This window comes from Actinoplanes lutulentus (genome assembly GCF_003259845.1).
GTDB classification, from domain to species: domain Bacteria; phylum Actinomycetota; class Actinomycetes; order Mycobacteriales; family Micromonosporaceae; genus Actinoplanes; species Actinoplanes lutulentus.
The window spans coordinates 125,635-148,661 of sequence record NZ_QLMJ01000020.1 but is presented as its reverse complement, the minus strand read 5'-3'; the positions used below and the strand labels follow the sequence as shown (position 1 = coordinate 148,661).

General features: G+C 64.7%; 22 protein-coding genes and 1 pseudogene. 8 read left to right on the top strand and 15 right to left on the bottom strand.

Annotated features, from left to right (window positions below):
* Positions 1-48 precede the first annotated feature (48 nt).
* The 3 genes from B0I29_RS35205 to B0I29_RS35195 all read right to left on the bottom strand — a co-directional run bounded on the left by B0I29_RS35205 (position 49) and on the right by B0I29_RS35195 (position 2,579).
* A complete protein-coding gene (locus B0I29_RS35205; protein WP_220091517.1) occupies positions 49-1,302 on the bottom strand; it encodes a cytochrome P450 in 1,254 nt (417 codons plus the stop codon).
* On the bottom strand, positions 1,299-1,553 hold the full coding sequence (locus tag B0I29_RS35200; protein WP_111653452.1) for a hypothetical protein: 255 nt from the start codon (positions 1,551-1,553) through the stop codon (positions 1,299-1,301). Before B0I29_RS35200 ends, B0I29_RS35205 begins: the two co-directional genes overlap by 4 nt.
* A gap of 123 nt (positions 1,554-1,676) precedes the next feature.
* Positions 1,677-2,579, bottom strand: coding sequence for a LysR family transcriptional regulator (locus tag B0I29_RS35195; RefSeq protein ID WP_111653451.1), 903 nt, complete (start codon positions 2,577-2,579; stop codon positions 1,677-1,679).
* Between the two features lie 140 nt (positions 2,580-2,719).
* On the opposite strand from B0I29_RS35195, the gene B0I29_RS35190 reads away from it, so the two are divergent.
* The 5 genes from B0I29_RS35190 to B0I29_RS35170 are packed head-to-tail and all read left to right on the top strand — an operon-like array spanning position 2,720 to position 6,928.
* On the top strand, positions 2,720-3,496 hold the full coding sequence (locus B0I29_RS35190; RefSeq protein WP_146616998.1) for an HpcH/HpaI aldolase family protein: 777 nt from the start codon (positions 2,720-2,722) through the stop codon (positions 3,494-3,496).
* A 33-nt stretch (positions 3,497-3,529) separates the two neighbouring features.
* Complete coding sequence (locus B0I29_RS35185; RefSeq protein ID WP_220091516.1) at positions 3,530-3,724, top strand: ferredoxin; 195 nt, start codon at positions 3,530-3,532, stop codon at positions 3,722-3,724.
* Positions 3,725-3,739: 15 nt separating this feature from the next.
* Positions 3,740-4,720: a phosphotriesterase family protein gene (locus B0I29_RS35180; RefSeq protein ID WP_111653449.1), complete on the top strand. Its 981-nt coding sequence runs from the start codon at positions 3,740-3,742 to the stop codon at positions 4,718-4,720.
* Entirely contained in the window at positions 4,717-5,955 is a 1,239-nt protein-coding gene (locus tag B0I29_RS35175) for an NAD(P)/FAD-dependent oxidoreductase (RefSeq protein WP_111653448.1), read from the top strand. Before B0I29_RS35180 ends, B0I29_RS35175 begins: the two co-directional genes overlap by 4 nt.
* Before the next feature lies 1 nt (position 5,956).
* The gene (locus tag B0I29_RS35170) at positions 5,957-6,928 is read left to right on the top strand and encodes a zinc-binding dehydrogenase (protein WP_111653447.1); all 972 of its coding nucleotides are present in this window, start codon (positions 5,957-5,959) and stop codon (positions 6,926-6,928) included.
* 126 nt (positions 6,929-7,054) lie between these two features.
* Here B0I29_RS35170 and B0I29_RS35165 read toward each other — a convergent pair whose 3' ends face one another.
* Positions 7,055-7,660: a TetR/AcrR family transcriptional regulator gene (locus B0I29_RS35165; RefSeq protein WP_111653446.1), complete on the bottom strand. Its 606-nt coding sequence runs from the start codon at positions 7,658-7,660 to the stop codon at positions 7,055-7,057.
* A gap of 128 nt (positions 7,661-7,788) precedes the next feature.
* On the opposite strand from B0I29_RS35165, the pseudogene B0I29_RS35160 reads away from it, so the two are divergent.
* Positions 7,789-8,497 (top strand): annotated as a pseudogene (locus B0I29_RS35160) (IS6 family transposase); the annotation flags it as partial.
* Positions 8,498-8,803: 306 nt separating this feature from the next.
* Here the strand turns inward: B0I29_RS35160 and B0I29_RS35155 are convergent.
* From B0I29_RS35155 to B0I29_RS35135, 5 genes are all read right to left on the bottom strand, one after another.
* Positions 8,804-9,880, bottom strand: a complete 1,077-nt coding sequence (locus tag B0I29_RS35155) for a hypothetical protein (RefSeq protein WP_220091515.1) — start codon at positions 9,878-9,880, stop codon at positions 8,804-8,806.
* Positions 9,881-9,976: 96 nt separating this feature from the next.
* On the bottom strand, positions 9,977-10,237 hold the full coding sequence (locus tag B0I29_RS35150) for a hypothetical protein (RefSeq protein ID WP_220091514.1): 261 nt from the start codon (positions 10,235-10,237) through the stop codon (positions 9,977-9,979).
* Between the two features lie 20 nt (positions 10,238-10,257).
* The gene (locus tag B0I29_RS35145) at positions 10,258-11,214 is read right to left on the bottom strand and encodes a tyrosine-type recombinase/integrase (protein WP_111653445.1); all 957 of its coding nucleotides are present in this window, start codon (positions 11,212-11,214) and stop codon (positions 10,258-10,260) included.
* Positions 11,215-11,654: 440 nt separating this feature from the next.
* Positions 11,655-12,512, bottom strand: coding sequence for a nucleotidyltransferase family protein (locus tag B0I29_RS35140; protein WP_146616997.1), 858 nt, complete (start codon positions 12,510-12,512; stop codon positions 11,655-11,657).
* 271 nt (positions 12,513-12,783) lie between these two features.
* Positions 12,784-13,746 carry a tyrosine-type recombinase/integrase gene (locus B0I29_RS35135; protein ID WP_111653443.1) on the bottom strand — a complete coding sequence of 321 codons (963 nt, stop codon included), beginning with the start codon at positions 13,744-13,746 and terminating at the stop codon, positions 12,784-12,786.
* A gap of 1,201 nt (positions 13,747-14,947) precedes the next feature.
* Between B0I29_RS35135 and B0I29_RS35130 the strand changes: the two genes are divergently transcribed.
* Entirely contained in the window at positions 14,948-15,211 is a 264-nt protein-coding gene (locus B0I29_RS35130) for a hypothetical protein (RefSeq protein WP_111653442.1), read from the top strand.
* A 594-nt stretch (positions 15,212-15,805) separates the two neighbouring features.
* Here B0I29_RS35130 and B0I29_RS35125 read toward each other — a convergent pair.
* Positions 15,806-17,458 carry a hypothetical protein gene (locus tag B0I29_RS35125; protein ID WP_111653441.1) on the bottom strand — a complete coding sequence of 551 codons (1,653 nt, stop codon included), beginning with the start codon at positions 17,456-17,458 and terminating at the stop codon, positions 15,806-15,808.
* A gap of 1,008 nt (positions 17,459-18,466) precedes the next feature.
* Here B0I29_RS35125 and B0I29_RS47960 point away from each other — a divergent pair.
* Positions 18,467-19,099: a prepilin peptidase gene (locus B0I29_RS47960; RefSeq protein ID WP_111653440.1), complete on the top strand. Its 633-nt coding sequence runs from the start codon at positions 18,467-18,469 to the stop codon at positions 19,097-19,099.
* Here the strand turns inward: B0I29_RS47960 and B0I29_RS35115 are convergent.
* From B0I29_RS35115 to B0I29_RS35095, 5 genes are all read right to left on the bottom strand, one after another.
* A complete protein-coding gene (locus B0I29_RS35115; protein WP_245973006.1) occupies positions 19,083-19,712 on the bottom strand; it encodes a 4Fe-4S single cluster domain-containing protein in 630 nt (209 codons plus the stop codon). The two genes, B0I29_RS47960 and B0I29_RS35115, sit on opposite strands and share 17 nt — an antisense overlap.
* 10 nt (positions 19,713-19,722) lie before the next feature.
* On the bottom strand, positions 19,723-20,340 hold the full coding sequence (locus B0I29_RS35110; RefSeq protein ID WP_111653438.1) for a ComEA family DNA-binding protein: 618 nt from the start codon (positions 20,338-20,340) through the stop codon (positions 19,723-19,725).
* Between the two features lie 91 nt (positions 20,341-20,431).
* The gene (locus B0I29_RS35105; protein ID WP_181558143.1) at positions 20,432-20,644 is read right to left on the bottom strand and encodes a DUF2997 domain-containing protein; all 213 of its coding nucleotides are present in this window, start codon (positions 20,642-20,644) and stop codon (positions 20,432-20,434) included.
* A 2-nt stretch (positions 20,645-20,646) separates the two neighbouring features.
* Complete coding sequence (locus B0I29_RS35100; RefSeq protein WP_111653436.1) at positions 20,647-21,099, bottom strand: hypothetical protein; 453 nt, start codon at positions 21,097-21,099, stop codon at positions 20,647-20,649.
* A 6-nt stretch (positions 21,100-21,105) separates the two neighbouring features.
* On the bottom strand, positions 21,106-22,770 hold the full coding sequence (locus B0I29_RS35095) for an AAA family ATPase (RefSeq protein WP_111653435.1): 1,665 nt from the start codon (positions 22,768-22,770) through the stop codon (positions 21,106-21,108).
* Positions 22,771-23,027: the final 257 nt, after the last annotated feature.

Here is a 23,027-nt window from a genome sequence, read left to right as displayed (position 1 = left end):
ATCCCGCCTCTCAGGAGTGTCGCTTCAAAACCGTACACCGGTCTGTTTTCAATCTCCAGGCAAGGCGGTGCTCGTGATGGTCACCGGCAGGTGGCTGTAGCCCCACTGGAAGCTGGACGGATGCCGTACGGCGGCGTCCTCGTCGATCTCGTATCCGGTGACCCGGCCGAGGAACTCCTCGAGGATGATCCGTTCCTCGAGGCGGGCCAGATGGATGCCGACGCAGAAGTGCTGGCCACGACCGAAGGCAAGAGTCCTCGGGATCGACCGATTCCACTGGAACCGGTTCGGGTTCTCGAACTCGCGCGGATCCCGGTTGGCCGACTGGGTGAGATAGGCAACGCGCTGGCCAGGCCGCACCGACTGGCCGGCGATGGTGACCGGCTCCCGGGCCGTGCGCCCGAACCATTGAGCTGGCCCGCAGAACCGATTCATCTCCTCAGCGGCTGCGGCGCTGTTCGCCGCCAAGTCCGAACGGACCTCGGCAAGTTGGTCGGGGCGCCGGTTCAGTTCCCACAGACCGTGCCCGACCACCTTCGGCAACGTCTCGGTGCCGCCGACGAGCACACAGGTGAGGTTGGCGGCGATCTCGACGTCGGTGAGTTCACGGCCGTCGAGCCGAAACTCCAGCATCCCGTCAACCAGCGGCCAGCTGCCGTCCGGGCCGTCTGCCCGCCGGGTGGCGACGCGTGGCCGGATGAACTCGATGAGTTTGACCTGATGTTCCTGGACGTCCTTGAAACCCGGTTCGTCGTTGTCGGTGCGGGTCAGCACATTGATCGTGTCAAGGACCTCGCCGGCATCCTCGACCGGGATGTGGAACAGGTGGCAGATCGTAGAGGCGGAGATGATGCCGGCGAACTCGTGGACCAGATCGAATCGGCCGGCCGGTATCAGCTGATCGAGACGACGTCGGACGAGGGACCGGATGAAGGGCTCGAGTTTGCGTACGTTGCCCGGCCGGAGCTGGCGGCCGTGGGCCTGCCGGACGAGTTCGTAGACCGGCGAGCCGTAGTTGAGGTGTGAGCCAAATGGCGTGGTCGGCTTGTCCTGGGGCGCCTCAGTGTTGTGCCGCAGCACAGCGGCCTGGGTGAAGACGCTGCCCTCGTTGGTGACGAACATGTTGTCGGCGAGGGAGAGGAAGTCCCAGGCGTCCTGGAAGCGCGACAGAAAGAAGGTGTCGTACTTCTCGGCGTAGTACACCGGGAAGCGGTCGCGGAGCACTTCGTAGAAGGGGAGCGGGTTGCTCATCACCTCCGGGGCGAACGGGTCGTAGACGAAATCGTCGAGGGCGACGCTCACACTGACTCCTTGGCAACAGCGACGGAGAACGAAGAAGTGGGTAGCCGGTATGCGAGCGCGAGGATGTCGTCCGCGTTGTATGCCCCGGCGACCGACGGGTGCCGATCCGTGAGGTGCGCGTTGACAGCGCCGACAAGCCCGTCCTCACCGGAGCCGGTGAGCTCGAGCCCACAGCGGCATCGCAAGCCCCACCGATCGATATTCGCGGCCCGGGTCTGCTCTTCGTGGACGTTCGAGTCCTTCGGCCGCATCGGTTCGTCTCCTCGCACACTCGCGGTATCGCTCCGGCAGGAACGTGTTACCACTGTGTGACGACGGCCACGTACTGGTCCAACAACTCGGTCAACTACCAATGGTTATGACCTGCGACCGCCTCAGCGCAGCGACACGAACCACGTCTCGGCGCTGCTTATCAGGCACGCGACGAGATCTTGGATTTCGGGTTTGCGCTCGTCCTCGGGCCGCCAGACCACCCAGTAGTCGCCGGGCTCGGCGTCGGACAGCGGGACCGTGACCATGCCCGGGTGCGGATGGGCGGCGGCAAGCGACGGCGTGACGATGCAGACGCCCAGCCCGGTGACGATGCCCTCGACCGTCTCGTCGATGGTCGTCACATACTCGAGATTCGCAAGCCGGTGCGCGCCGGTGGGAGCGAAGCGGAACCCGGACAGCATCTTCGCCTCCTTGGGGAGGACGAAAACCGTCTCATCCGTCAGGTCGGCGGGCGCGAGTTGCTGGCGTTGTGCCAGGTGGTGCGTGGACGCCATGGCGACCACGACGTCCTCCACGGCCACCCGATGGCTGCGCAGACCCCGGACAGGACGGTCGTGGGGAGTCTCGAGGAGGCCGACATCCGCGCGGCGCCCGACTACCCCGGCCCCGGGTTCCGACCAGTCAGCGCGCCTGAGTCGCAGCCGGACGCTGGGCTGACGGGCGCAGAACGCGGAGATCGCCGGTGACAGCACCTCGTTGGCCGGCGACACCCAGAACCCGATCGTCATCTTGTCGGCGGATCGTGCCGCTTGCAGGACGTCGTTGGTCGCCTGCTCCTCAAGCTCGACGATCTGTCGGGCGTACGGAAGAAGTGCCTCGCCCGCGGGTGTCAGAGCCACCCCTTCGTGCAGGCGGATGAACAACGGCGCGCCGAGGGACCGTTCGAGGCTGGCGATCTGTTTACTCAGAGCCGGCTGGGTGACGAACAAGCTCGCGGCGGCGCGCGTGATGTGCAGATGCTCGGCGACCGCGACGAAGTACCGAAGATCGCGAGTGTGGAACATCTGCCCTCCAGCTGCCCTCGGCCTGGATCGACACGGATGACGGCGAGATATCGGCGGCGTCACGCCAAGATGTCGTCATAACTGCTCGGAATGCTAACCGGCATTGGATCAGCCTGTGGTGGGGGCCACAGACTCGGGGCGTGAACGTCATTCAGCAAGCCATGGCCGAAGGCCGCCCGTCGGTCGGACTGTGGGCGGCCGGACCGTCCGCCGCGTCGGCCGAGATCCTGGGCCGCAGTGGCCTCGACTGGATCCTCGTGGACATGCAGCACGGCTCGGCGAACGCTGCCGACCTGCTGCCCCTCATCCAGGCGATCGAACTCGGCGGCTCGCATGCGCTGGTTCGTGTCCCGGCGAACGACGCCTCACTGATCATGCGGGCGCTGGACCTCGGGGCGATCGGCGTGATCGTGCCGATGGTCTCGACAGCCGCGCAGGCAAGGGCTGCCGCAGAGGCGACCCGGTACCCGCCGGCCGGGAACCGCTCCTTCGGCCCGATCCGCAACTTCTACGGCCTCGATCGCGCCGAAGCCTCGACCACCTGCCTGGTCATGATCGAGACGGCGGAGGGCTTGGCGAACGTCGATGAGATCGCCGCGACCCCCGGGGTCGACGGCCTGTTCGTCGGGCCGGTCGACCTCGGCCTCGCCCTCGGCGCGGGGCTGCGGCTGACAGCCGGCGGTGTGGTCGACGAGGCCATCAGCCAGGTCGTGGAGGCGGCCACCCGCCACGGCATCATCGCCGGCGTCGCCGGCCTAAGCCCTGAACATGCCGAGTCGCTGCTGTCGGCGGGGGCCCGTCTGGTCACGGTGGGCAGCGACCTCGGATATGTCACCAAAGGGCTGGCCGGTGACCGGGAACGCGCCGAGCAATGGGCCGCCCGATTCGCCCGCCCCGGCACGACCACCTCCGGCTGACCCACCCTTGCCGAGTTTTCGAGGAAGGAACCGATGATGAAGATCGATGTCGACTGGGATCTGTGCGACGGGAACGGCGTATGCGCGATCGAGGCACCGGGCGTGTTCGAGATGGATGACGACGACGAACTCCATGTCCTCAAGGAGGACATCGAAGAAGAGGAACGCCCGCAGGTAGACGCCGCGATCCGCGTGTGCCCCAAGCGGGCACTGTCCCTGCACCCCTGAACCGGGAGACAACCGATGCCTACGGTGGAAACCGTCCGCGGCCCCGTTCCGATCACGGAACTCGGGCCCACACTGGTACACGAGCACCTCATCTCCATCTCCACCGAATTCGCGAAGTTCTATCCAGAGCTCAGCTGGGCCGGGCCCCGCGAGGACGTGGTGGATCGCGTGACCGCCCAGGTCCAGGCGGTCCGCGACCGCGGGATCACCACCATCCTCGATTGCACCGCGTTCTTCCACGGCCGGGACATGGACTTCGTCCGAGAGGTCAACGACCGCGTCGACATCAACATCATCGTGTCGACGGGTATCTACACCTTCGACTTCCTCCCCTACCACGTGGCGCACCGGCCGTCATCGCCGGTCGCCGACGACATGCTGACCAGGATGTTTCTGCGCGACATCACCGTGGGCATCGGCGACTCCGGCATCAAAGCCCAGTCGATCAAGGTCGCCACCGACGTCGAGGGCATCACCGCGAACAACGAGCGCATCCTGCGCGCGGCTGCCTTCGCCTCCGCCGAAACCGGCGTGCCGATCACCGCTCACACCCATCCGGCCGACGGCATCGGCACTCGGATCCAGGAGATATTCCGTGACGGCGGCGTCGACCTGCGCACCGTCGTCATGGGACATAGCGGCGACAAGACCGACCTGGACTACCTGCGGACCCTCATGGACAACGGCTCGGTGATCGGGTCGGACCGTTTCGGGCTCTACCTGCCGGGAACGGCAACCCTCGAAGAACGAGTCGACGTCATCGCCACACTGTGCGACGAGGGCTACGCCGACCGCATCGCGCTATCACACGACAGCGTGATGTTCTCCGACTGGGGGCCGCCGGGGCGGGCCGCTCAGTACTTCCCGACCTGGGTGCCCACGCACATCTCCGACGTGGTCCTGCCCGCGCTGCGCGAACGCGGTGTCACCGACAAGAACATCGAGAGCATGCTGGTCACGGTGCCGGCTTCGCTGTTCGCCGGGCTCATGGCATGAAAGTCGCACCGATCGCCGTCGTCGGCGCCTCACTGGCCGGACTCACGGCGGTGCAGGCCCTGACCGAGTCACCCGCCGTCACCGCCGTCACCGTCTTCGGCGACGAGCCGCACCCGCCCTACGACCGGCCACCGCTGTCCAAGGAGGTGCTGCGCGGTGTCTGGGACGTGGGCCGGTGCGCCCTGAAACCCGTCGAGGACCCGCGGGTGACGTGGCGGACAGGGGTCACCGTAACCGGCCTGGACCAGGACGGTCCCCGTCTAAGGCTGGCCGGCGGCACCGCCGAGAGTTTTCCGGGCGGAGTTCTGATCGCCACCGGCGCCACCCCGAGGACAATCGCGGGCGCCGACCTGGACGGCGTACACGTCCTGCGATCGCTTGACGATGCCCTCGGCCTGAACGCTGACCTGGACCGGCTTCCCGGCCGGGTCGTCGTGGCCGGAGGCGGCTTCATCGGCGCCGAGGTCGCTGCCGCCTGTGTCGAACGAGGTCTGAACGTCACGGTGCTCGAAGCCCAGGACGCGCCGTTCGAGCGGGTGCTCGGCGCCGAGGTCGGCGAGGCCGTCATGGCCGAACACCGGGCCCGCGGCGTCCAGATCCGTACCGCGGCGGCGGTCGCCGCGCTGCACGGGCCGGGCCGGGTCGAATCCGTCGAACTCGCCGACGGAAGCCACCTGCCTGCCGACGTGGTCGTTCTGGGTCTCGGCGTCACCCCGTGCGTCGAGTGGCTGACCGGCAGCGGGCTGACCATCGACAACGGCGTCGTCTGCGACGCTTCCCTGGCCGCCGCGCCCCGGATCGTCGCGGCCGGTGACGTCGCCCGGTGGCCCAACCACCGCTTCGGCGAGTTCCGCAGGGTCGAGCACTGGGACAACGCCATCCGCCAGGGACGGCACGCGGCGCTGCGGCTTCTCGCCGAACACGGCTACGCCGAGAAACAGGACTTCACCACCGTTCCCTGGGTGTGGTCCGACCAGTACGCCAACAAACTGCAAGTGGTCGGTTCCACCGTTGACTTCGCCGAGGTCGTCGTAGCCCACGGCACTACCGCCGAGCAGCGCTTCGTTGCCCTCTACCGCCGTGGTGAGCACCTGGTCGCCGCAGTCGGTTTCAACAACGCCCGGCTCGTGACCCGCTACCGGCGGCTGCTCGCCCGCCCGGTGCGGTGGAACGACGCTCTCGCGTACGCGGCCTCCGGCGCCGGACCAGCATCGACTCGACCAGGAGATCACTGACATGTGGACCCAGACACTGAGCGCCCCGTTCACCTTCGAGAAGTTGGAGGTCGAAGCGCCCGACCCGGCCGACCTCCAACCCGGCCAGGTGTTACTGGCCACCACGGCCGGCGCCATCTGTGGCAGCGATCTGCCGAACTTCCGCGGTGCGCCTTTCCCGCACCCCAGAAATCTCGGTGGCCGCGTCACCCGGGTGCCCGGCTTTCCCATGCACGAGGTTGTCGGTCAGGTCGTCGCCAGCCGGCACCCGGCCCACGAGACGGGCGACCTCGTCGTCGGCTGGGCTTCCGGCTTCGACGCGATCGCCGAACTGGTCGTCAGTGACGGCGAGGGATTGGCCCGATACGACACCAGCCTGCCAGCCACCACTGCCGTCATGCTGCAACCGCTCGCCTGCGTTCTCTACGCCGCCGAACAACTCGGTGACCTGCGCGGCAAGACCGTCGCGGTCATCGGGCAGGGACCGATCGGCCTGCTCTTCAGCCACATACTCAAAAACCGGGGCGCCCGGCACGTCACCGGCGTTGATCGGATCGACCGCAGCGAACTCGCGTCGACGTTCGGGGTCGATGAGGCCGTCACCGCCAGCGCGGCCCTCTGGGCAGCCGGCCTCACCGACGCCGACCGGCCCCACGTCGTCGTCGAGGCGGTCGGCCACCAGGTGTCGACGATGAAGAACTGTCTCGACAGCGTCGCCTTCGGCGGCGAGATCTTCTACTTCGGCGTCCCCGACGACCATGTCTACCCTTTCGACATGATGACCCTGCTACGGAAGAACCTCACCCTCCGCGCAGGCGTGACCCTGGAACGGCGACGGGTCCTCGAGGACGCCGGCACCTACCTGGCCGCCAACCCCGGCCTGCGCGACGCCTATGTGTCCGACGTCTACCACGTCGGTGACATCCAGGCCGCGTTCGACGCGGCAAGCAGCCCTCGACACGGGCAATACAAGATCGCCGTCAGCATGGCATGACGAGCACAGCGGACCTTCAAACGCCGGCTGAGTTCGGCCCGGAAGGCCTGCTCAGCCCCAGCGTGGTGGTCGAACCCGATCCCATGGACGTGGACATCCGCGTCGCGGCGAACCGCCTCCGTGAGATCACTCGGATTTCGAGGAGTCATGCTCCGCGTGAAGACCCATCAAGTGCATGAAGTGCTCGACATGCCCGGCCACGTCGAGCTCCGGGGAGAACAGCGACCGCAGCTGCATCCCGTCGAGTAGGGCCGCCAGCAGCACGGTGAGTTTGCCGGGGTCGACGGACGGCGCCAACCGGCCGTCGGCGCTCAGGGCTTGCATCGCGTCGGATCCGGAATCCTGCAAACGTCGGTAGCGCTCGGCGAAATATTCGTGAGCGGGGTGACCTGGGTCGGTCGCCTCGGCGCTGAACCGGACATAGAGCTGGATGAGACCAGCAGCCTCCATGTTCTGACGGAGCGCGGCCATCAGCGTCTCCATGAAGTGTTCCGAGCCGCCCCGCGCGACCACGTCCCGGGGCACCGCGTCGCGACGGCGCAGAACTTCGACGAACAGGTCCTCCTTGCTGCCGAAATAGTGCAGCAGCCCCGTCTTGCTGAGCCCCACCGTGTCGGCGAGGTGGCGGATCGTCAAGCCGTGGTAGCCCTCCCGAGCAATGATCTCCAGAGCGACCTCAAGGATCTCCTCGCGCTTGGCTACACCTTTGGCGTACTGACCGGTTCGAGACACCTCCTGATGCTAGTCATCACCGTCAGACGCCCAGGCCGCGGCGACGACGGTGCGCAGATGGCGCTGTTGCATTGAGGGATCGGGTGCTGCGGTGCCGGCTCGGCTGGATGGTCAGGCACAGCTGACCGGTGAGGTCCGCATGCCGTTCCTGGTCTGCTCCTTCATCGGCGTTCTCGGGATTCCGATTGCCGCCGGAGGCGATCCTGGTGGCGGTGCTCTGGTACCTGCGTTACAACCTGTAGTACCGCGACGTCGAGGAGTTGCTCGCCGAGCGTGGTAACGACGTGGACCATGTCACCGTCTACCGGTGGGTGCAGCGGTTTACTTCGTTGCGGGCCGACGCAGCTCGGTTCGCCCGGCTCTCGCCGGGTGACCGCTGGTTCGTTGATGAGACCTACGTCAAGGTCAACGGCGTCTGGCGGTACGTGTACCGGGCGATCGACCAGTACAGGCAGGTCATCGACGTACTGCTGTCCGCCCGGCGGGATGCGGTCGCGGCACGCCGGTTCTTCACCCGCGCCTTGAAGGCGTTGAAGGTAGTGCCGTCGAGGTGGTGACCGATGCCGCAGCGGTCTACCCGGCCGTGGTCGCCGACCTAGTCCCGGCGGCCTGGCATCACGTCGAACGGTATGCGAACAACCCTGTCGAAGCCGATCACGCCGGCTCAAACACCGGCTCCGGCCGATGCGCGGACTACGGACCGACAGCACCGCCCAGGCCGTCATCTCCGGCCACGCCTTCGCTCAAAACCTACGCCGCGGACACTACGAGATCGCGACCGACACGCCAACCAGGCTTCGGCTCGTCGCCGCGTTCGCCGAACTCGCCAAGGCGATCGGACCCAACAGCCAGGCCAGGCCGAACGCGTCTCCCGATCGAACAACGCAACAGCGTCTCGGTTAGAACGTCAGCCTGCCGCCGAAGTTCAAATAGCTAGGCACTCTTCGCGAACTCGATTCAATCCGTTTGGAGCCCTTGACTGTCAGCATAAGGCATGCATCGATGCTGGGCTATACTTGCTGCTCAGGCGCGGTAACGACCCCCACACTGCCAGTGTGTGACACGCCGCCGGCGTCAACGGAACGGGCCTGACCTCGCAGACGTCCTTCTGCGGCTTCTTGAGCCCATACCTCAGCGCCTGAGTCACAGGAGCCGGTCGATACTCTTTTCGGCTTCAGCGCGCACAGCGGCGCAGAACTGGGCGTCGACGTCCGCAGCCTCACCGTGGACGTACCCCTCATACAGCAGCCGGCAGCCGCGAATCGCCGACACCAGGTCCTCAAGAAGATCTGGGGCAGGCCTGCTCGGATCGAGCAGGGTCAGCCGCGTGGCCGTGGGCTCATCGTCGTCCTCTGGATCGCCACCGTCTTCGAGTCCTCGTTGGATCAGAAGATCGTCCAGGTCCGAGACAACGCCCTCAGCGACCAGCATGGCGTCGCCGACCATCTCGACAACGACCCGGTACATCGTGTTGCTGAACTCGATCAGTTCCAGCACCTCGGACGGGCTGTCAAGCGGCAGAGCCTCCAGATCATCAGCGGCGGAGAGCACCCCTGCCGGGTCGATCTCGGCCACGGTCGCAACCACGTCCACCGCGGCCTTTAGCCAGTGCGCGGCCGCCACCGACGCCGCGGTCGGATCGAAAGCGCCCAACAGCCGATGCCCGCCTATCGGGTCTTCCAGCAGTGCGGCATGCGCGGCGGAGACGTGCAGCGGGTTCGCACCGGCCCGGCTCAGCACCACAGCCTGCAACGCCCGGCCCGTCAGGTCGCCTCCCTCTGCCATCTCAACAGCCCCGACCTCGGCCTCGACGTCGGCAACCACAGCGTCACGCAGCTGCTGGTCACTGATCGCGTGCAAAGCCCGGCCGACCCGATGAGCAGACTCCACGACCGGGTCGTAGCTGACGAGCAGCAATCCCTGCTCATCCGGCAGGTTCGGGTTCGCTACATTGCGGGCGACCGTGCTGAAACTGTCGCGTTCTCGCTGCCGCCGCCATCCTTCCGAGTTCTCCTCCAGGCTGGCTGCCGAACTGGCGGGATGCGTGTAGCACCTCCACAACACCGCAGACAGGTCCGTCAGCTCCGACGCCAACACCAGTGCCTGCTCTACGCCTGCGGAAGGCGGCAGAACGCTGACGACCGCCGCGCGCAGGCCTGCACCGCCCGGCCACGTCCGGATCAAGGCGCTGCCCTCGATGTCAGCGGCATAACTAGTCACGACGCACCCCGTTCCACGCAGCTCATGAACGACCCGTATCCCAGAACAACCTGCCACGATCCGTCATAAAGGCAAACAACCCGATCGACACCACCTTTAGCCACCAGCAGCCCGGCGCGCACGGGCTTTCGCCGACCGTTCCGCCAACTGCAGCATGTACGCCCGGCGCGCATGGGCGGCCATCTGCGCCCGTACCTCCGGTTCCAACACCCCGAGCGGGTCCACCTGCTTCTCGAACCGGGCCAGAAACGCCGACGTCGCCGGCGTCGTCCGGCCCTTGCGATCAGCGGTATTTGCCCACGACGCGTGCGCCGCGATCCGCGCCCGCCGCACCCGCTGCCGCTCCGTCAACGCCACAGTCAATCCCTCCCCCGAGGTCAAACCCGGTCACCGATACGCAGCCGAGCGTGCACCTGCTGCGCCCGCTCCGCCGCCGCGCTCGCCCCGTACCGGCGCGGCATGTCATCCGAGGCCCAGCCGAGAACCAGCATCAGATCCCCGGTGTCACCGCCGGCCAGCTTCCACTCGTGCGCGAAGTTGTGCCGCCATCGATGCGCATGCACGTTCGCCACCCCGGCCAGCTCACCCCGGCGCCGCAGCATGATCTTGATGCCGTTTGCCGCCAGCGGCGTCTCACCCGCCTTGGGCAGCCACAACGCCGCCGAGCCCGTAGAACGGCGGCGGGCTCGCACGCGCAGATAGCGGCTCAATGCCCGGCCGGACCTGCCACCGAACCGCACCCGGCGGTCCTTCATGCCCTTGCCGTGAAACAGCAACGTGTCATGGTCCAGATCCACGTCGTCGAGCTCAAGCCCAGCGACCTCCGAGAGCCGGGCGCCGGTGTTGTAGAAGACCCGGATGATCGCCTCATCCCGCAACGACAGGAAAGTCTTGTCCTTGCAGGTCGCCAAAATCTTGGCAGTGTCCTCGTCGCCGAGAATCGGAATCAACACCTGAGCGGTTTTCGGCTGCTTCACACGAGCCAGCGGCGACCGCTCCAGATCCTCCTCCTCGACCAACCACTTAAAGAACTGCTGCAACCCCTTGTGCTTGTTCAACGCCGTCGACGCCGACCGCGTCCGCACCATCCACGCCTGAAACTCCTCAACGTGACCCCGCGCCACCTCAGTCGGATCCTGCGAGGCCTCCCCCGCACCCAGATCCCCGGCATTCTCGATCAGATACCGGCCCAACTGCGCACCCGCGAGCAGATAGTTGTAACGCGTCGTCTCCGGATAGTTCCCGCCGCGCAGCGTGCGGTCCCAGTCCCGCAGGTAGTCGAACCAAGCCGGCGTGAGCCCGTGGCAGACCCTTTGCAGATCCAGCACCGCCACCCCCGAGCATCTCCAGCCAGCCCTCAACTAGGGCGCCAGCCATGTCAGCAGCCGGTTCTCTCATCCTCGTGCCGGAGATCTGCACCGGGGAAGATGTCCGGGGTTGTCCACAGTAGTCCCGCTTACCTCTGCAACGAACCGGCGCGCACAAACCGAACCGACAGAACCCGCGAGTCGACAAGGCTAAGAACAACAAACCCGCTTCCCGCCACATCCGAGACGATCGACATCGAGCACTGATGCGCGCCAACAAACGACAATAAAGAAATCCCCATAACGCAATCCGGATCACCTACACAATTGAGCGAGAATCACTGGACGATTCCGGAATTCCGATATAAGCTGGGAATGAGGTCGGACGCGAACCAATAACCTGCCGGGTTGCGGGTGCTATTACCTGAAGAGTTTCCGCAGCTCAGGCCACCTTTTTGGGGTCGAGCTCAGCTGCGTAACCATTCTAGCTCCTTCAGCTTTTCCACCGACGCGGGGAGTACCCGGAGCGCGTGTATGTCGCCGCGCTTAGTTGGGTGGACGACCTCGATCCACTCGCGGCCACCATAGTCCGTGAAGCACCACTGCATCGCTCGCAGGTACCGCAGCGAGAATCCGGCGTAGTACGGCGTCTTCCCAGCACGAACATCCTTTCCGTGTAGATGCAACTTCGCAGGGTCCACTCCCCGATCAATCAGGTACGCGAAGACGGCGCCGGCTGCCCGATACAGCGGGCTGGTCGTCGGCCAACGATCCCACAGGTGGTCCTCGACCACCGGGTGAGCGAGGTGACGTGGCTCCGCCTCCGCAAGCGTCACCCGCTCCACTGTGATCGCACCCGAATCGATCGCCGCAACAAAATGCTCCCGATGGAAGCGAGACACCCAGTGGTCTAGTCCCTCGAACTGCGGCAGCATCGCGTGCCGTTCAGCCCTGCCCGCGTCCGGATCGGCCTTGATTTCGGCAAGCCGGCCCAGCGCTGTGTTCAGGTCATCACCGCGACGCCAGAGCAGCGTCATCGGGAAGTCAGCGCCATCGAGGCCGCTGAACATAAACTGCACCAAGCGTTTGCGCCCCACGAACGCCTGGCGGAACCGCACATACGGGTCGTGCCCCGCTGTCATCGCGTCAATGAACCAGGCCCTCCACCGATCGTCCCTATCGATCTCCACATTGAGGTCGACGTCGCCCGGCTGCAGAGCGCCGCGTGCGAACGAACCGAAGACATACACCTCGCGGACGAGGCTCAACGGCCACTCCCCGTGGCCATCCACGAGACGCCCCAGCACCTCCTCGACCAACGCCACCGCTCGCGAGCGCTCCATAAGTTCTCACCACCTCCACTTCGGCCGCTGTCCGTAGCTTGCCCGAATCACCTGCGGGCGAGGCCGTGCAGCCACTCTTTCGAGTGGGCCGGCCTCGCCCGCTTACGGTGTTGGACTCCTTGACTACATGAAAGGGCACGTAGTCGCCCTCCATCGAACCGTGACCTCATCTTCAGGCCACGATCCACCTCAGCGGAAGTTGTCCCCGGTTGTCTCCGGTAGTCCTCCTTCAAGAGTCGGCCAGGCGGGCGGCTCAGACCTTCTCGCCGATGCCCATCTGCGTCTGGAGTTCCTGCGCCCGCTCCGCGGCCGCGCTCGCCCCGTACCGGCGCGGCATGTCCTCCGACGCCCAGCCGAGCAGCAGCATCAGATCGCCGGTGTTGCCGCCCTTCTTGTGCCACTCATGAGCGAAGTTGTGCCGCCACCGGTGCGCGTGCGTGCCCTGCACGCCGGCCGTGGCACCGCGTCGCTTAAGCATGATTTTGATGCCGTTCGGCGCAAGGGCCTTTGCGCCGCGTTCGGCCAGCCACAACTGCGGCACCTCGGCGGCGCCTTTCCGCTTCGCGCGAGCCCGCAGATAGCGGGCGATGGCCCGTGAGGTCTTCGGACCGAATCGGACCCGGCGGTCTTTGGAGCCTTTGCCGTGCAGCAGGACCGACTCGGTGTTCATGTCCAGATCGGTCAACAGCAGATTCCCGATCTCGGACAGGCGGGCGCCGGTGTTGTAGTACAGCCGGATGATCGCCTCGTCGCGCAACGCCAGGAACGTTTTACCTTTGGTGGAGTCGAGCAGCTTCTTCGTGTCGTCGTCACCCATGATCGGAACGAGTCTCTGCTCGACGATCGGCTGCTTCACCCGGGCCATCGGCGACTTGTCGATCTCCTCTTCCTCGAGGAGGTACTTGAAGAACTGCTGGAGACCTTTGTGCTTGTTCAGCGCGGTCGACGCGGAGCGGGTTTCGATCATCCACGCCTGGAAGAATTCGCAGTGCGCCTTCGTGACCATCGTCGGGTCCTGGGCGGCGTCGTCGGCGTCAGGATCCGGTGATTCGTCGCCCAGGTATTTGGCTAACTGGGCGGCCGCCAGCAGGTAGTTGTAGCGGGTCGTTTCCGGGTGATTCGCAGCCCGAAGGGTGCGGTCCCAGTCGCGGAGAAAGCCGGCCCAGTCGCCTTTCTCCAGGCCTTCGCACAGTCGGTCGAGGTTCAGTAGGGGCATGTCTCGTCACCTGCCGAGTCAAGGGGTCTACAAGCGGCGTGCTCGATCCCGGTGACGTCGTCAGACACGAAAAAGGGGCTTCCGCAAGTCGCTGACCTGTGGAAACCCCTTCGCTGTCGGGCTGACAGGATTTGAACCTGCGACCCCTTGTCGCTGACCCGGACCATTCCGAGCTTGTCATTGGTTGTCGCGCACTGGCAATAAGCTGCACAAACGTAGGACACAAATGATCACCGCTTGTCACTGATTTTGAACCACCGGCCGGGGTTTTCGGGGGGTAAACGGGGGCAGCTGCTGCCGCGGGCGCCAGCGCGACAGCCGATCGGGCATCAGACGACCAACCCCGACAACGCTGGACTACGGTCTCCTGCCTTGCTCCGCCGGCCCCGACGCGATCAGGTCGGCGTACCGCTCTGCAACAGTCCGCCCGCCGAACGCTTTCCCCAGAGACCACTCCTGTGTGAACGTAGCCCGATCAAGCCCCTGAACAGAACAAACACAGATCAGCCCTGCTCAGCCGCCGTCGCCCGACGCCACTGAACGCAGCTCGGCGCTGTTCAACGCTGCTGATTTCAACCCCGCCTGCTCCCCGTCTGATTGTCGGATTTGGGAGCAGCGCAGCACCGCCCACCCCGAATAACCCAATTTCATCGTGGCGGTGCTCCCGAGCATCACTGAGGACGACCTCCGAACAGGGCAAACATCGCGGCCGGCGAGGAGCACGTGCTCCCCCTGCCGCCGTCACCTCTGTCGAGCCCAGCGACGTGGTCGGGTCAGAGCAGTGCTCCCAACGCGCTCCCCATGGGCCAGGACCCCGAGGTCACGAAAGCGGACGTTCCGGCTACGCCGAAACACCACTCTTACTGTCATAGCCGAGGTGAGTGCGCTCAACTTTCAAGCGATGGCACGGACATGCGGGTTGGCCTTGTTCGAGTCCTGTGCACGAGACGTTCGTTTCGCGGACAAACCACAAGCCCGTGGGCGCTGCTCAACCTCCCGGCGATCTACATCGCTTCCGGCTCGTCCTCGCCTTGTGGCGATCTTCAGTGTCCCGCCAGACGAGCTGCCGGCCGCACTGAAATCCCCTGGCGACATTTCCGCTCGCGGCGGCAATAACAGTCGCCCGATCGTGTGCTGGCAGGTACGAAGATCGCGCATACGCTGATCTAGATGCAGTAATGCGAACAACGGGGGAGAGTCTGTGGCACGCACAAAGATCACGTTCAAGCCGGGTGCTCTGGAGCGGATCGGCCGGCAGGCGGTGGAACAGTTCAACGCCAAGATGCAACCGGTCATGGACGAGGTCTTCGAAGAATGTTCCGGCCGCCCGGTCGGTGAGGTGAAGCCGGTCCTCGCCCGTCACTGGACGGCTGGCGGAGGGAAGCCGATCCCCGAGCCTCAGCTCACGCGTTGGGCCGAGTTGATAAGCGGGGGTCAACGGATCGTTCTGCGGAACGGCGGCTGACAGTCAACGGACGTTTTATGTAACGGGCTGTAGTGACGCACGGTTACTACAGCCCCTGCGCGTCGTTCGACGCCCCGTCGGTTCTCGCGTATGCGGCACCGGAACGATCCGGCCCGGTGCCGTATACAAGCTCGCAAGTCTTCCGTCAGACCTTGGCGTTCACGGCTGTGGGCATATGATCCCTGCCCTGCAGGCTCCTGCAGTCGGGTAGCGCCACTACACGCTGCACTTGGCGCAGGCGATGTGCAAGTCGTGGTCCCGGAAGCCTGGAATGTTGTCGTGCTCTTCGAGGGCCCGTGCGCCGCCCAGCGGTCGGTTGTCTACCCGAGCCAGCTACGCAGCAGCCAGGCCATGAGCTGACCCAAGGCGACCTGCGCCAACACCGTCATCGCCCTACGTACCCGGCGCCACGGCTCCCGGCCTCTACCTCTACCTCTACCTCTACTTCTAGCAGCGATGACCGCGCTGTCGGCTTCATCGATCGCTCCCACGTTTCCTCGATTCCTTACGCCGGCCCCGCTAGGGATCCGGCTGTTCTGAATGGATCGAGACCCAGAATCGAGCTTCGGAACAGGCGCTTACTGACGGTCGGTGTCACAAGATCGAGTTCGGGTCGTAACCGAAGCGATCGAACGCGGCACGCGCGGCCTGCTCCATCGACCTCTCCAACCGCCGTTTGCAGCGCAACCGCATCAGCTGCGCCAGGTACTCCACCGCCCTTACGGGGACCGACGAGTCAGCGATCACCGCAGCGAGTGAGGTGACCGGCCACGTCCAACTCGAGGTCGTGATCGACAAACGCCGCCGCCCACGACGGGCCAGCGCGGCGAAGAGGTACGGCGCGTCCGTCGCGGCCCGGAGGTCTGAGCAGAGTTGATCGTCCTCTCCGACGAGCGATGCGATCACGTGCTGCATGTGTTCCTGCGTGGCGATTCGGGCATGATCGACGGCAGCATCCCGTTCAGCCGCGTCGATCAGTCCGAGGTTGAACGCCCGGTGAGCGGTCATGGAGAGCGGCTGGCTTTCCCACTCGTCGATATACCCGTCAAGCCGGACCCCATCGTCCAAGTCGATATCGGCATCACTGTCCGCCGGGACACGATCCCCATCAGGCTCCGACTTCAACTCAGCTTCCGCGTCGCCGGACGAGGCCGGATCGGCCACGTCTACAAGAAGCATCTCTATCAGCTCGTCAAGATGCACACCTCGTGCCGCGGCGGTCACGACGTCGAACCGCGGTACCGGGATTGCCTCCCCACTGGGCCCTTCGATGGTTGGCCACAGCACAGGTCGACCGACCGCACCGATGTCGAGCACGCGTCCGGCGTCCAGATGCGAACTCCAGATCGGCGGCAATAACGGGCCCAGAGGACAGACGGTCGACTGCCACCGGTCGGGCGAACGCAATGGCCACCCGGGTGGATGAACCACCCTTGTCGTGGGCGCGCCACGCTTACGTGATCGCCTCAGCCACAACAAGGTGTCGTGACGTTCCAGACAGCGTTTGGCTCGCCACACCGCCGAACCGCCGCGACCTTCGAAGTCGTGCATCGGCGGTCGGAACCCGGACATCGGATCGTCGAACTCGCTGCGGTAGATCATGGCCAGCAGAAAGTCGTCCCATTCGGGTGTGTCCTGCCCGAACAGGATGTCTTCTACGTCCTCGGCACTAGCAGGGAGTAGTTTCCGCGCTAGGAACTGAACGGCTTCGCTGCGGTATGTCGCATGCCAGGCAACGTCCTCCTCACGGAGCGCCGCCGCCACGTATTCGATCCGCGGTGCCGGGCCTGAGGCGATCCCCGCTATGCGCTGGCTGTGGCTGAGGTCCGCACGCCTGTACACGTCCAGCTCCGAGCGTGTGCTGATCGCTGCCGTCGTCAGTCGCCACAACCCAAGGGCAGCGCCGTGTCGCAGCAGCGGCATCACCCCGTCGAGAACCTCATCCGTGATCAGCTCCTGCCTGGCGATAGCAGTCATCACCGCATCAGTCAGCAGACGTGCTTGATAGTCCCGATGGGCGCGTAGGTACTGCCCAGGCAGCTGTAATGAGACCGCCCGAGCCCGATCAGCGACGCCTTCGTCAAGGCGCAACCGTAGTTGGACACCCTGCCGCGGCTGGTTACGTCCGGGCAGTGGCAGCGGATACCGCATCACGGTTGAGACGTGCGTCAGTCGCTCCCGCTCGTCGTCGATGGACTCCTGCGCAGCAAGATGTTCGTTGAGTAGCCGCCGCATCGTCTCGTCCAAGGACTGCCGCCATCGTCCGGCGATTCTCACGAGGGCGTCGCGTGCAGCCTGAGGGATCCGCACATTGGTGTCACGCGCTCTCGGCACACCCTCAGTATCGCCGGACAACGCCGCCCGAACGGATGCGGAGGTTGCGGAGCCCGAACACCAGCACCCGTCACCGTCGGCGCATACTCGGCGCCGATCCTCCGCTCACCGGTGAAACGGCCGCGGACCGGTCTGCGGTGGGTAGTGCTCGTCGACGATCGACGATCGACGGGCTGCCGGGCTGGGCCCGCTGGCGGCGGGCGACTACGACCACGGGCAGCACTCATGCCGCCCACCAACACCGAACCATGCCGGTTTACCCCACGCAGTGCCCCCAATCGTCAGCGCGCCGGCCCATACCCCGTCACTTTAGGAACGCCCGGAGCCAACCATTGCAAAATCGGATATAGAAATCTGCCGACTACATTGGGACCGGTCCGCACGCCATAACCGCGCTCTGGCAATGGGTGCGAGCAGTTGTTTTGTGTTCCGGCGATGTCGATCGCATCTGAAATTGATGCGTAATAAGACCAGAGCCAACCCACTCCGGAAGTCTCGCATTCGCTGCGGCTAACGTAAGATACGACTACACTAGGTAGGCGTCAGCGATGGAGTGAGACTATAGGTAGTCCGAGGCATGGGCCAGGCCTCCACCGGTCTCCGTTGAAGACGTGATGAGTAGTCGATGGCTCCACAATATTATAACCGCAGATGTGGTGCGAGCCCTCCAATTCCTCGACGCAAACGCATCTGATGCCAACACCAAATTGGAGGCAGACTCAACTGCGGTCGGAAATGCTTACTAGCTTAGCCAGAGACGGCCTTTACTGCCAGCCATGCACTGCGAGAGGGTACGATGACGATCGATGCTAACGCCTCGCATGCGGCGCCGAAAAACTCGTCCTTGCGGTGGCTGTGGCTGTTGCTGGTCACTCCGACCATCCGCTATCTGATCATCAGGTTCACTTCACCCGGGGGCAAATGCGTAGGCTGTGGCGAACATGTGGCCCCGGGCGGCGCGGCATGGAGGGCGTTGTCCCCGGTCGGCCGGTGTGGCCAGTGCGGTCATCGCCTTGGTGCCGCTGCTGGCATCGTCGAGGTCTGCACGTGCCCGCAGCGCTGGCCGCCGCAGAGGCGAGTCCGCATTTTCTCGGGGCCGCGGCTGCCGTGTGGTGGGTTCTCTGCGCCATTCCGCTGGCGTTCATCAATCTGAGTACGGGGCGCCTCCCAAACCAGTTGACCCACGCTGCGGCCGGTGGCGTATTCGTCCTACTCGGAGGCGCCGCCGCCGTGAGTGGCGATTGGAGGGCGTGGATCAGATCCCTGCTCGCAGCAGCTGCTGCTTACCTACTGTTTCTCAGCCTTGATCGTGTTCTACGCCTAAAAATCGGCGGAGGTTCCATAAAACTTGTGTTAAGCGTTGGCGGTTTGATTGGTTGGCGGGGTTGGGGTGTAATGGTCACCACGCTACTTCTGGGCGGGATTCTGGCGGTCATTAACGCCGTCGTCCTGCGTATCTCCGGCTCCGGCCGGAGCCGGCTGCCTCTAGGCACTCCGTTCATCGCCAGCACCGTCGGAATGCTGGCGTACCTGTCCGTTACCGGCCCGGCGTGACACGCTCTACCACACCGGCCAGGAGTGTGTCAAGCGCTTCGATGTCCGTCCATCCGTTGATCTCCACGCTTCCCTGTGGGCCAATCCTTACTTCAATGCGGTCCCGCTCGCTCGCAAGTTGATTGCGAAGGTATGCGTACCGGTCGGTAAGGAAATGAACGCCTTGGTTCGTTGAGCCCAGCCATGGCCGGGACCGGTCGATCTGGTGGCGAAGGAACGGCCCGTCGAGCAGGAGGTCCGTCGCGGCGAGCAAAGCTGCTGCCCCCGGTATAGAGTCATCGCCCGCAGCCCGCAAGTGAGCCAGCGTGTAACCCGTGAAGGTCATGACCGACCCACCGGCTGCCCGAACGCCGGCGGCAAACTCGCTGAGTGGCTCCGCCTGATCGAACGGCTCCCCGCCGAGGAGGGTGATGCCCTCGGTGCCTGCCTTTTTGACGATGCCAAGGAGCTCCCGCACCGTTGTCGTGGCTCCACCGCTGAGCGACCAGAAATGAGGATTGAAGCAGCCGGAACAGCGGATGCTGCAGCCCTGAACCCAGATTGCGGTTCGGCAGCCAGGCCCCTCGGCGTCGGTCGAGGCCAAAACCCGTCCGATGACGACGGTCGCGGACACGAGGTTGCTCCTAGAAGTCGAGGATCCGGTCAGTTGTGTTTCCGCCTGGCTTCTGCTCGGGGGGAGAGCAGGTAACCAATCCACGGATACGGACGTATTCATGCGGTGCCAGGCTTGCAGCGGCTATGAAGTCCTCCACCGTCCGGAAGCCACCTTGAGAACTCCGTTCGGCCACGACACGTCGGCCTCGGGCGAGGTCAAATCCGGGTAGCACGCTGAGCTGCTCGGCACTAGCCCGCGCCACGTCCAACGATACGGCGGTCGGCGGCGGCGCGGTCGGGTGGCTCGAGCCGTAGAACTGCTGCTGTCCGACGCCCATATCGTGGATCTGGTCCGGGAGCGGGGCATGCACCGGCATTGATTGCAGCGGCCGGACATACCACGGTGAGTTGTTGACGGCGAGCCACCGCAACCAACTCCGATTGACCAGGATCGCATGCACCATGCCGGCGATCCAGATTGCAGCGGCCAACCCGCCGACCCATTCCGACGACTTCCCCTCCTCGTTTTTCGTCGTCTCGATAAGCACGAAGTAGGCGACCGTCGCTAGAAGATACACGGCCCCCACGCCGATCCAGTAGGCCTTGCGTGCTCGGACGCCGATATAGAGGAATGCCGACCATGTCATAAGACCGAAGCAAACAAGGGTGGGGAGCAGCCAGAGGCTATTACGCCACCGCCAGCGGCTACTGGCGAGCGGACTCGGCGAGGACGGACGGTCAGACACCTTCGATTCCCTGCGCCGTCTGGCTGTGATAATCAGATTCTTCCGTCTGATGAAAATCACTGGTGTAGTGACTCTCAACAGTCTTGGCTAGCAGCAGCTTTTCCAACATTTCGATGTATTCCAGGCAGTCGACACCGGTAATCCCCTGGGTTTCGGCGCTGACGGTGCCGTCCGGGCGTACATTGACGACAATTCGCCGGATCATGGTCACCTGCCGTTGCCGACGGCGAGGACCATGGTGACACTCATGTCTTCCTCAACTGTTTGCGACTCCAGACGCATCCCGGCGGCGGGCGCCTGGTCATGGAGCCGACGGATGATTGTCTGCTGCACTTGCCTTCCGTACGCCCGGTCCACCTCGCGCACGATCCCAAGAGCCCGCTCCTCGTCCACTTGCCCGGTCAGATGAGCGGTCCAAATGCCGTCCTCCCCTCGACTGAAGACGGCTCGGACACCTTGCCAGTCGGCGACCAAGTCCAACTCGTGGCGGCTGGTGTTGGCGGATGTGTCTTGCAGAGCGGCGAGCAGTAGTTCTGCGTCCCGCATCCGGGTACCCACCTGGCATGCCCGTTGCCCCGTAACACTGCCGTCGCGTCGGGTGCCCTCCCACGCGGCTACTGCGGCAACAGCAAGCGGGACCAGAATGATCGAAATGCTCATACGCCCTCAAAAGTCAACGGTGCGGCCCCCGCGTGCAGCCGCGATCGACGGGTCGGTCCCGGCAGGCCAATTGCTGGTATCTATCGGCGTTCCTGGCAGGAATCCGTCGCCGGTTGCGGTGTACCCAGCCCGGTCTTCCGGCGCTGTCGCGGCTACCGCCCGGACGTCGGCCCACTCCCGTATTGCCGTGATCTGTTCGGACTGAGTCACGCTCAGCGGAACCATCGTGGTCAGCGCCCGAAAGAGATCTTCGGGTTGCAGAGCGCGGCGCTCCGCGTACGCGTCGAACAATGCCCCGATGACTGCCTGCTCGATCTCGGCGCCCGAGTATCCCTCGCTCAGCTGGCCCAACCGGGTGACGAATTCCTCGTCGGAAACCAGATGAGCAGCGCGACGTTGAAGCTGCATCCGCCAGATCGGTACGCGCTCCAGCAGCGTCGGCAAATCGACGAAGAAGATTTCGTCGAACCTGCCCTTGCGCAGGAACTCAGGCGGCAGGCGATCGATGTTATTAGCCGTGGCGATCACGAAAACCGGCTGGGTCTTCTCCTGCATCCAAGTCAAAAAGGAGCCGAAGACCCTTGCCGATGTGCCGGAGTCTCCCCCGCCGCTCACAGCCCCTGCGAAGCCCTTCTCAATCTCGTCGATCCAGAGCACACATGGCGCAGTGGCCTCCGCGATGCGGATGCCAGCCCGCATGTTCTCCTCGCTCGATCCCACAATTCCTGCGAACATCCGGCCAATGTCCATCCTGAGCAACGGAAGACCCCAAGCGGCAGCGACCGCCTTTGCGGTCAGCGACTTCCCGCAGCCAGGGATGCCGGTAATTAGGACTCCCTTCGGAGCCGGCAGTCCGTACGCTGCAGCCTCCGCCAGCCACGAATTTTTGCGCCGGTCCAGCCACCGCTTCAAATTCTCAAGCCCGCCGACAAAGGACAAATTCGTGTCGACATGAACGAACTCAAGTAATCCGGACTTGCGGATCGTCTGCCGCTTCTCTTCCAAGATGACGTCGAGGTCGTCGTCATTCAGTACGCCATCGTTCACCATAGCTCGCGCGAAGGCATTCTCCGCCTCGCTGACAGTGAGCCCGCACGCGGCCTTGGCAAGCTTTTCTTTGCCCAGGTCATCGACGTCGATTCTGATTCGCCCACTGCCTGCGTTGGCTTCGATCATACGGTCCAGCAGCGCCCGGACGTCACGTTCGCCAGGAAGGGGAAAGTCCACCAGAGTGAGGTCCTTCTCCAGCTCACGGGGAATCCGCAGTACCGGGGACACCAGGATAAGGACACGGGCAACCGAGCCAACACGAAATGCCGCCGCAACGTCACGCAGCTTGCGCACAACGTCGGAGTTTGGTGGACGATGCCCATCTCCAAGATCGGCATGCAAGTCCCGAAAGATGTACACCGTCGGCTCGTCGCGTCGCACGATCACGTCGAGGGCGCGCGCGGCCTCGGTCGTCGCCGATTTGTCGGCGCCTTCGGCTGGGCGCAGTCCCTCTGTCCGTGACCACGTGACGATACGCCGCGGAGTCCGCACCTGCGCCGAATCGGACGCGACGGCAGTAACTTCCGCGATAACCCGCTGCTCCTCGAAAGATTCGATGTAAAGCAGAGGGAAACGAGCTTTAAAAAGCTGCCCCAAGACATCCCGGAAGGACTCGGCCACAGTCTTCAGCCTTCGCCGTCGTCGTGCACTTATTCACCTCTTAGGCAAGCACAAGGAAGGCCACCGTAAGGGTGGAATGCCCAAGCTCCCCGGTTGAACCGCTAGGCAGTGGTCGGCACCTTCGAGCGCTCAGCACTGTGCGGCACTGCTAAGCAGTGGGACCCGCCTCGCGGAGATCAGCCCGTCGAGCTGCTCGCCAGTTCCAACCACGGATACCGACCCACCGACAAGGCGAGCCCAAGACAACTCCTGAAACT

What these genes read in the sequence shown, in the direction of transcription:
- B0I29_RS35180 (WP_111653449.1), top strand. Translation starts at nt 3,740, where the DNA reads ATGCCTACGGTGGAAACCGTCCGCGGCCCCGTTCCGATCACGGAACTC.
- B0I29_RS35175 (WP_111653448.1), top strand. Translation starts at nt 4,717, where the DNA reads ATGAAAGTCGCACCGATCGCCGTCGTCGGCGCCTCACTGGCCGGACTC.
- B0I29_RS35110 (WP_111653438.1), bottom strand. Translation starts at nt 20,340, where the DNA reads ATGACATGGTCGGCATTCCTCTATATCGGCGTCCGAGCACGCAAGGCC.
- B0I29_RS35195 (WP_111653451.1), bottom strand. Translation starts at nt 2,579, where the DNA reads ATGTTCCACACTCGCGATCTTCGGTACTTCGTCGCGGTCGCCGAGCAT.
- B0I29_RS35170 (WP_111653447.1), top strand. Translation starts at nt 5,957, where the DNA reads ATGTGGACCCAGACACTGAGCGCCCCGTTCACCTTCGAGAAGTTGGAG.
- B0I29_RS35135 (WP_111653443.1), bottom strand. Translation starts at nt 13,746, where the DNA reads ATGCCCCTACTGAACCTCGACCGACTGTGCGAAGGCCTGGAGAAAGGC.
- B0I29_RS35105 (WP_181558143.1), bottom strand. Translation starts at nt 20,644, where the DNA reads ATGATCCGGCGAATTGTCGTCAATGTACGCCCGGACGGCACCGTCAGC.
- B0I29_RS35100 (WP_111653436.1), bottom strand. Translation starts at nt 21,099, where the DNA reads ATGAGCATTTCGATCATTCTGGTCCCGCTTGCTGTTGCCGCAGTAGCC.
- B0I29_RS35185 (WP_220091516.1), top strand. Translation starts at nt 3,530, where the DNA reads ATGATGAAGATCGATGTCGACTGGGATCTGTGCGACGGGAACGGCGTA.
- B0I29_RS35200 (WP_111653452.1), bottom strand. Translation starts at nt 1,553, where the DNA reads ATGCGGCCGAAGGACTCGAACGTCCACGAAGAGCAGACCCGGGCCGCG.
- B0I29_RS47960 (WP_111653440.1), top strand. Translation starts at nt 18,467, where the DNA reads ATGCGTAGGCTGTGGCGAACATGTGGCCCCGGGCGGCGCGGCATGGAG.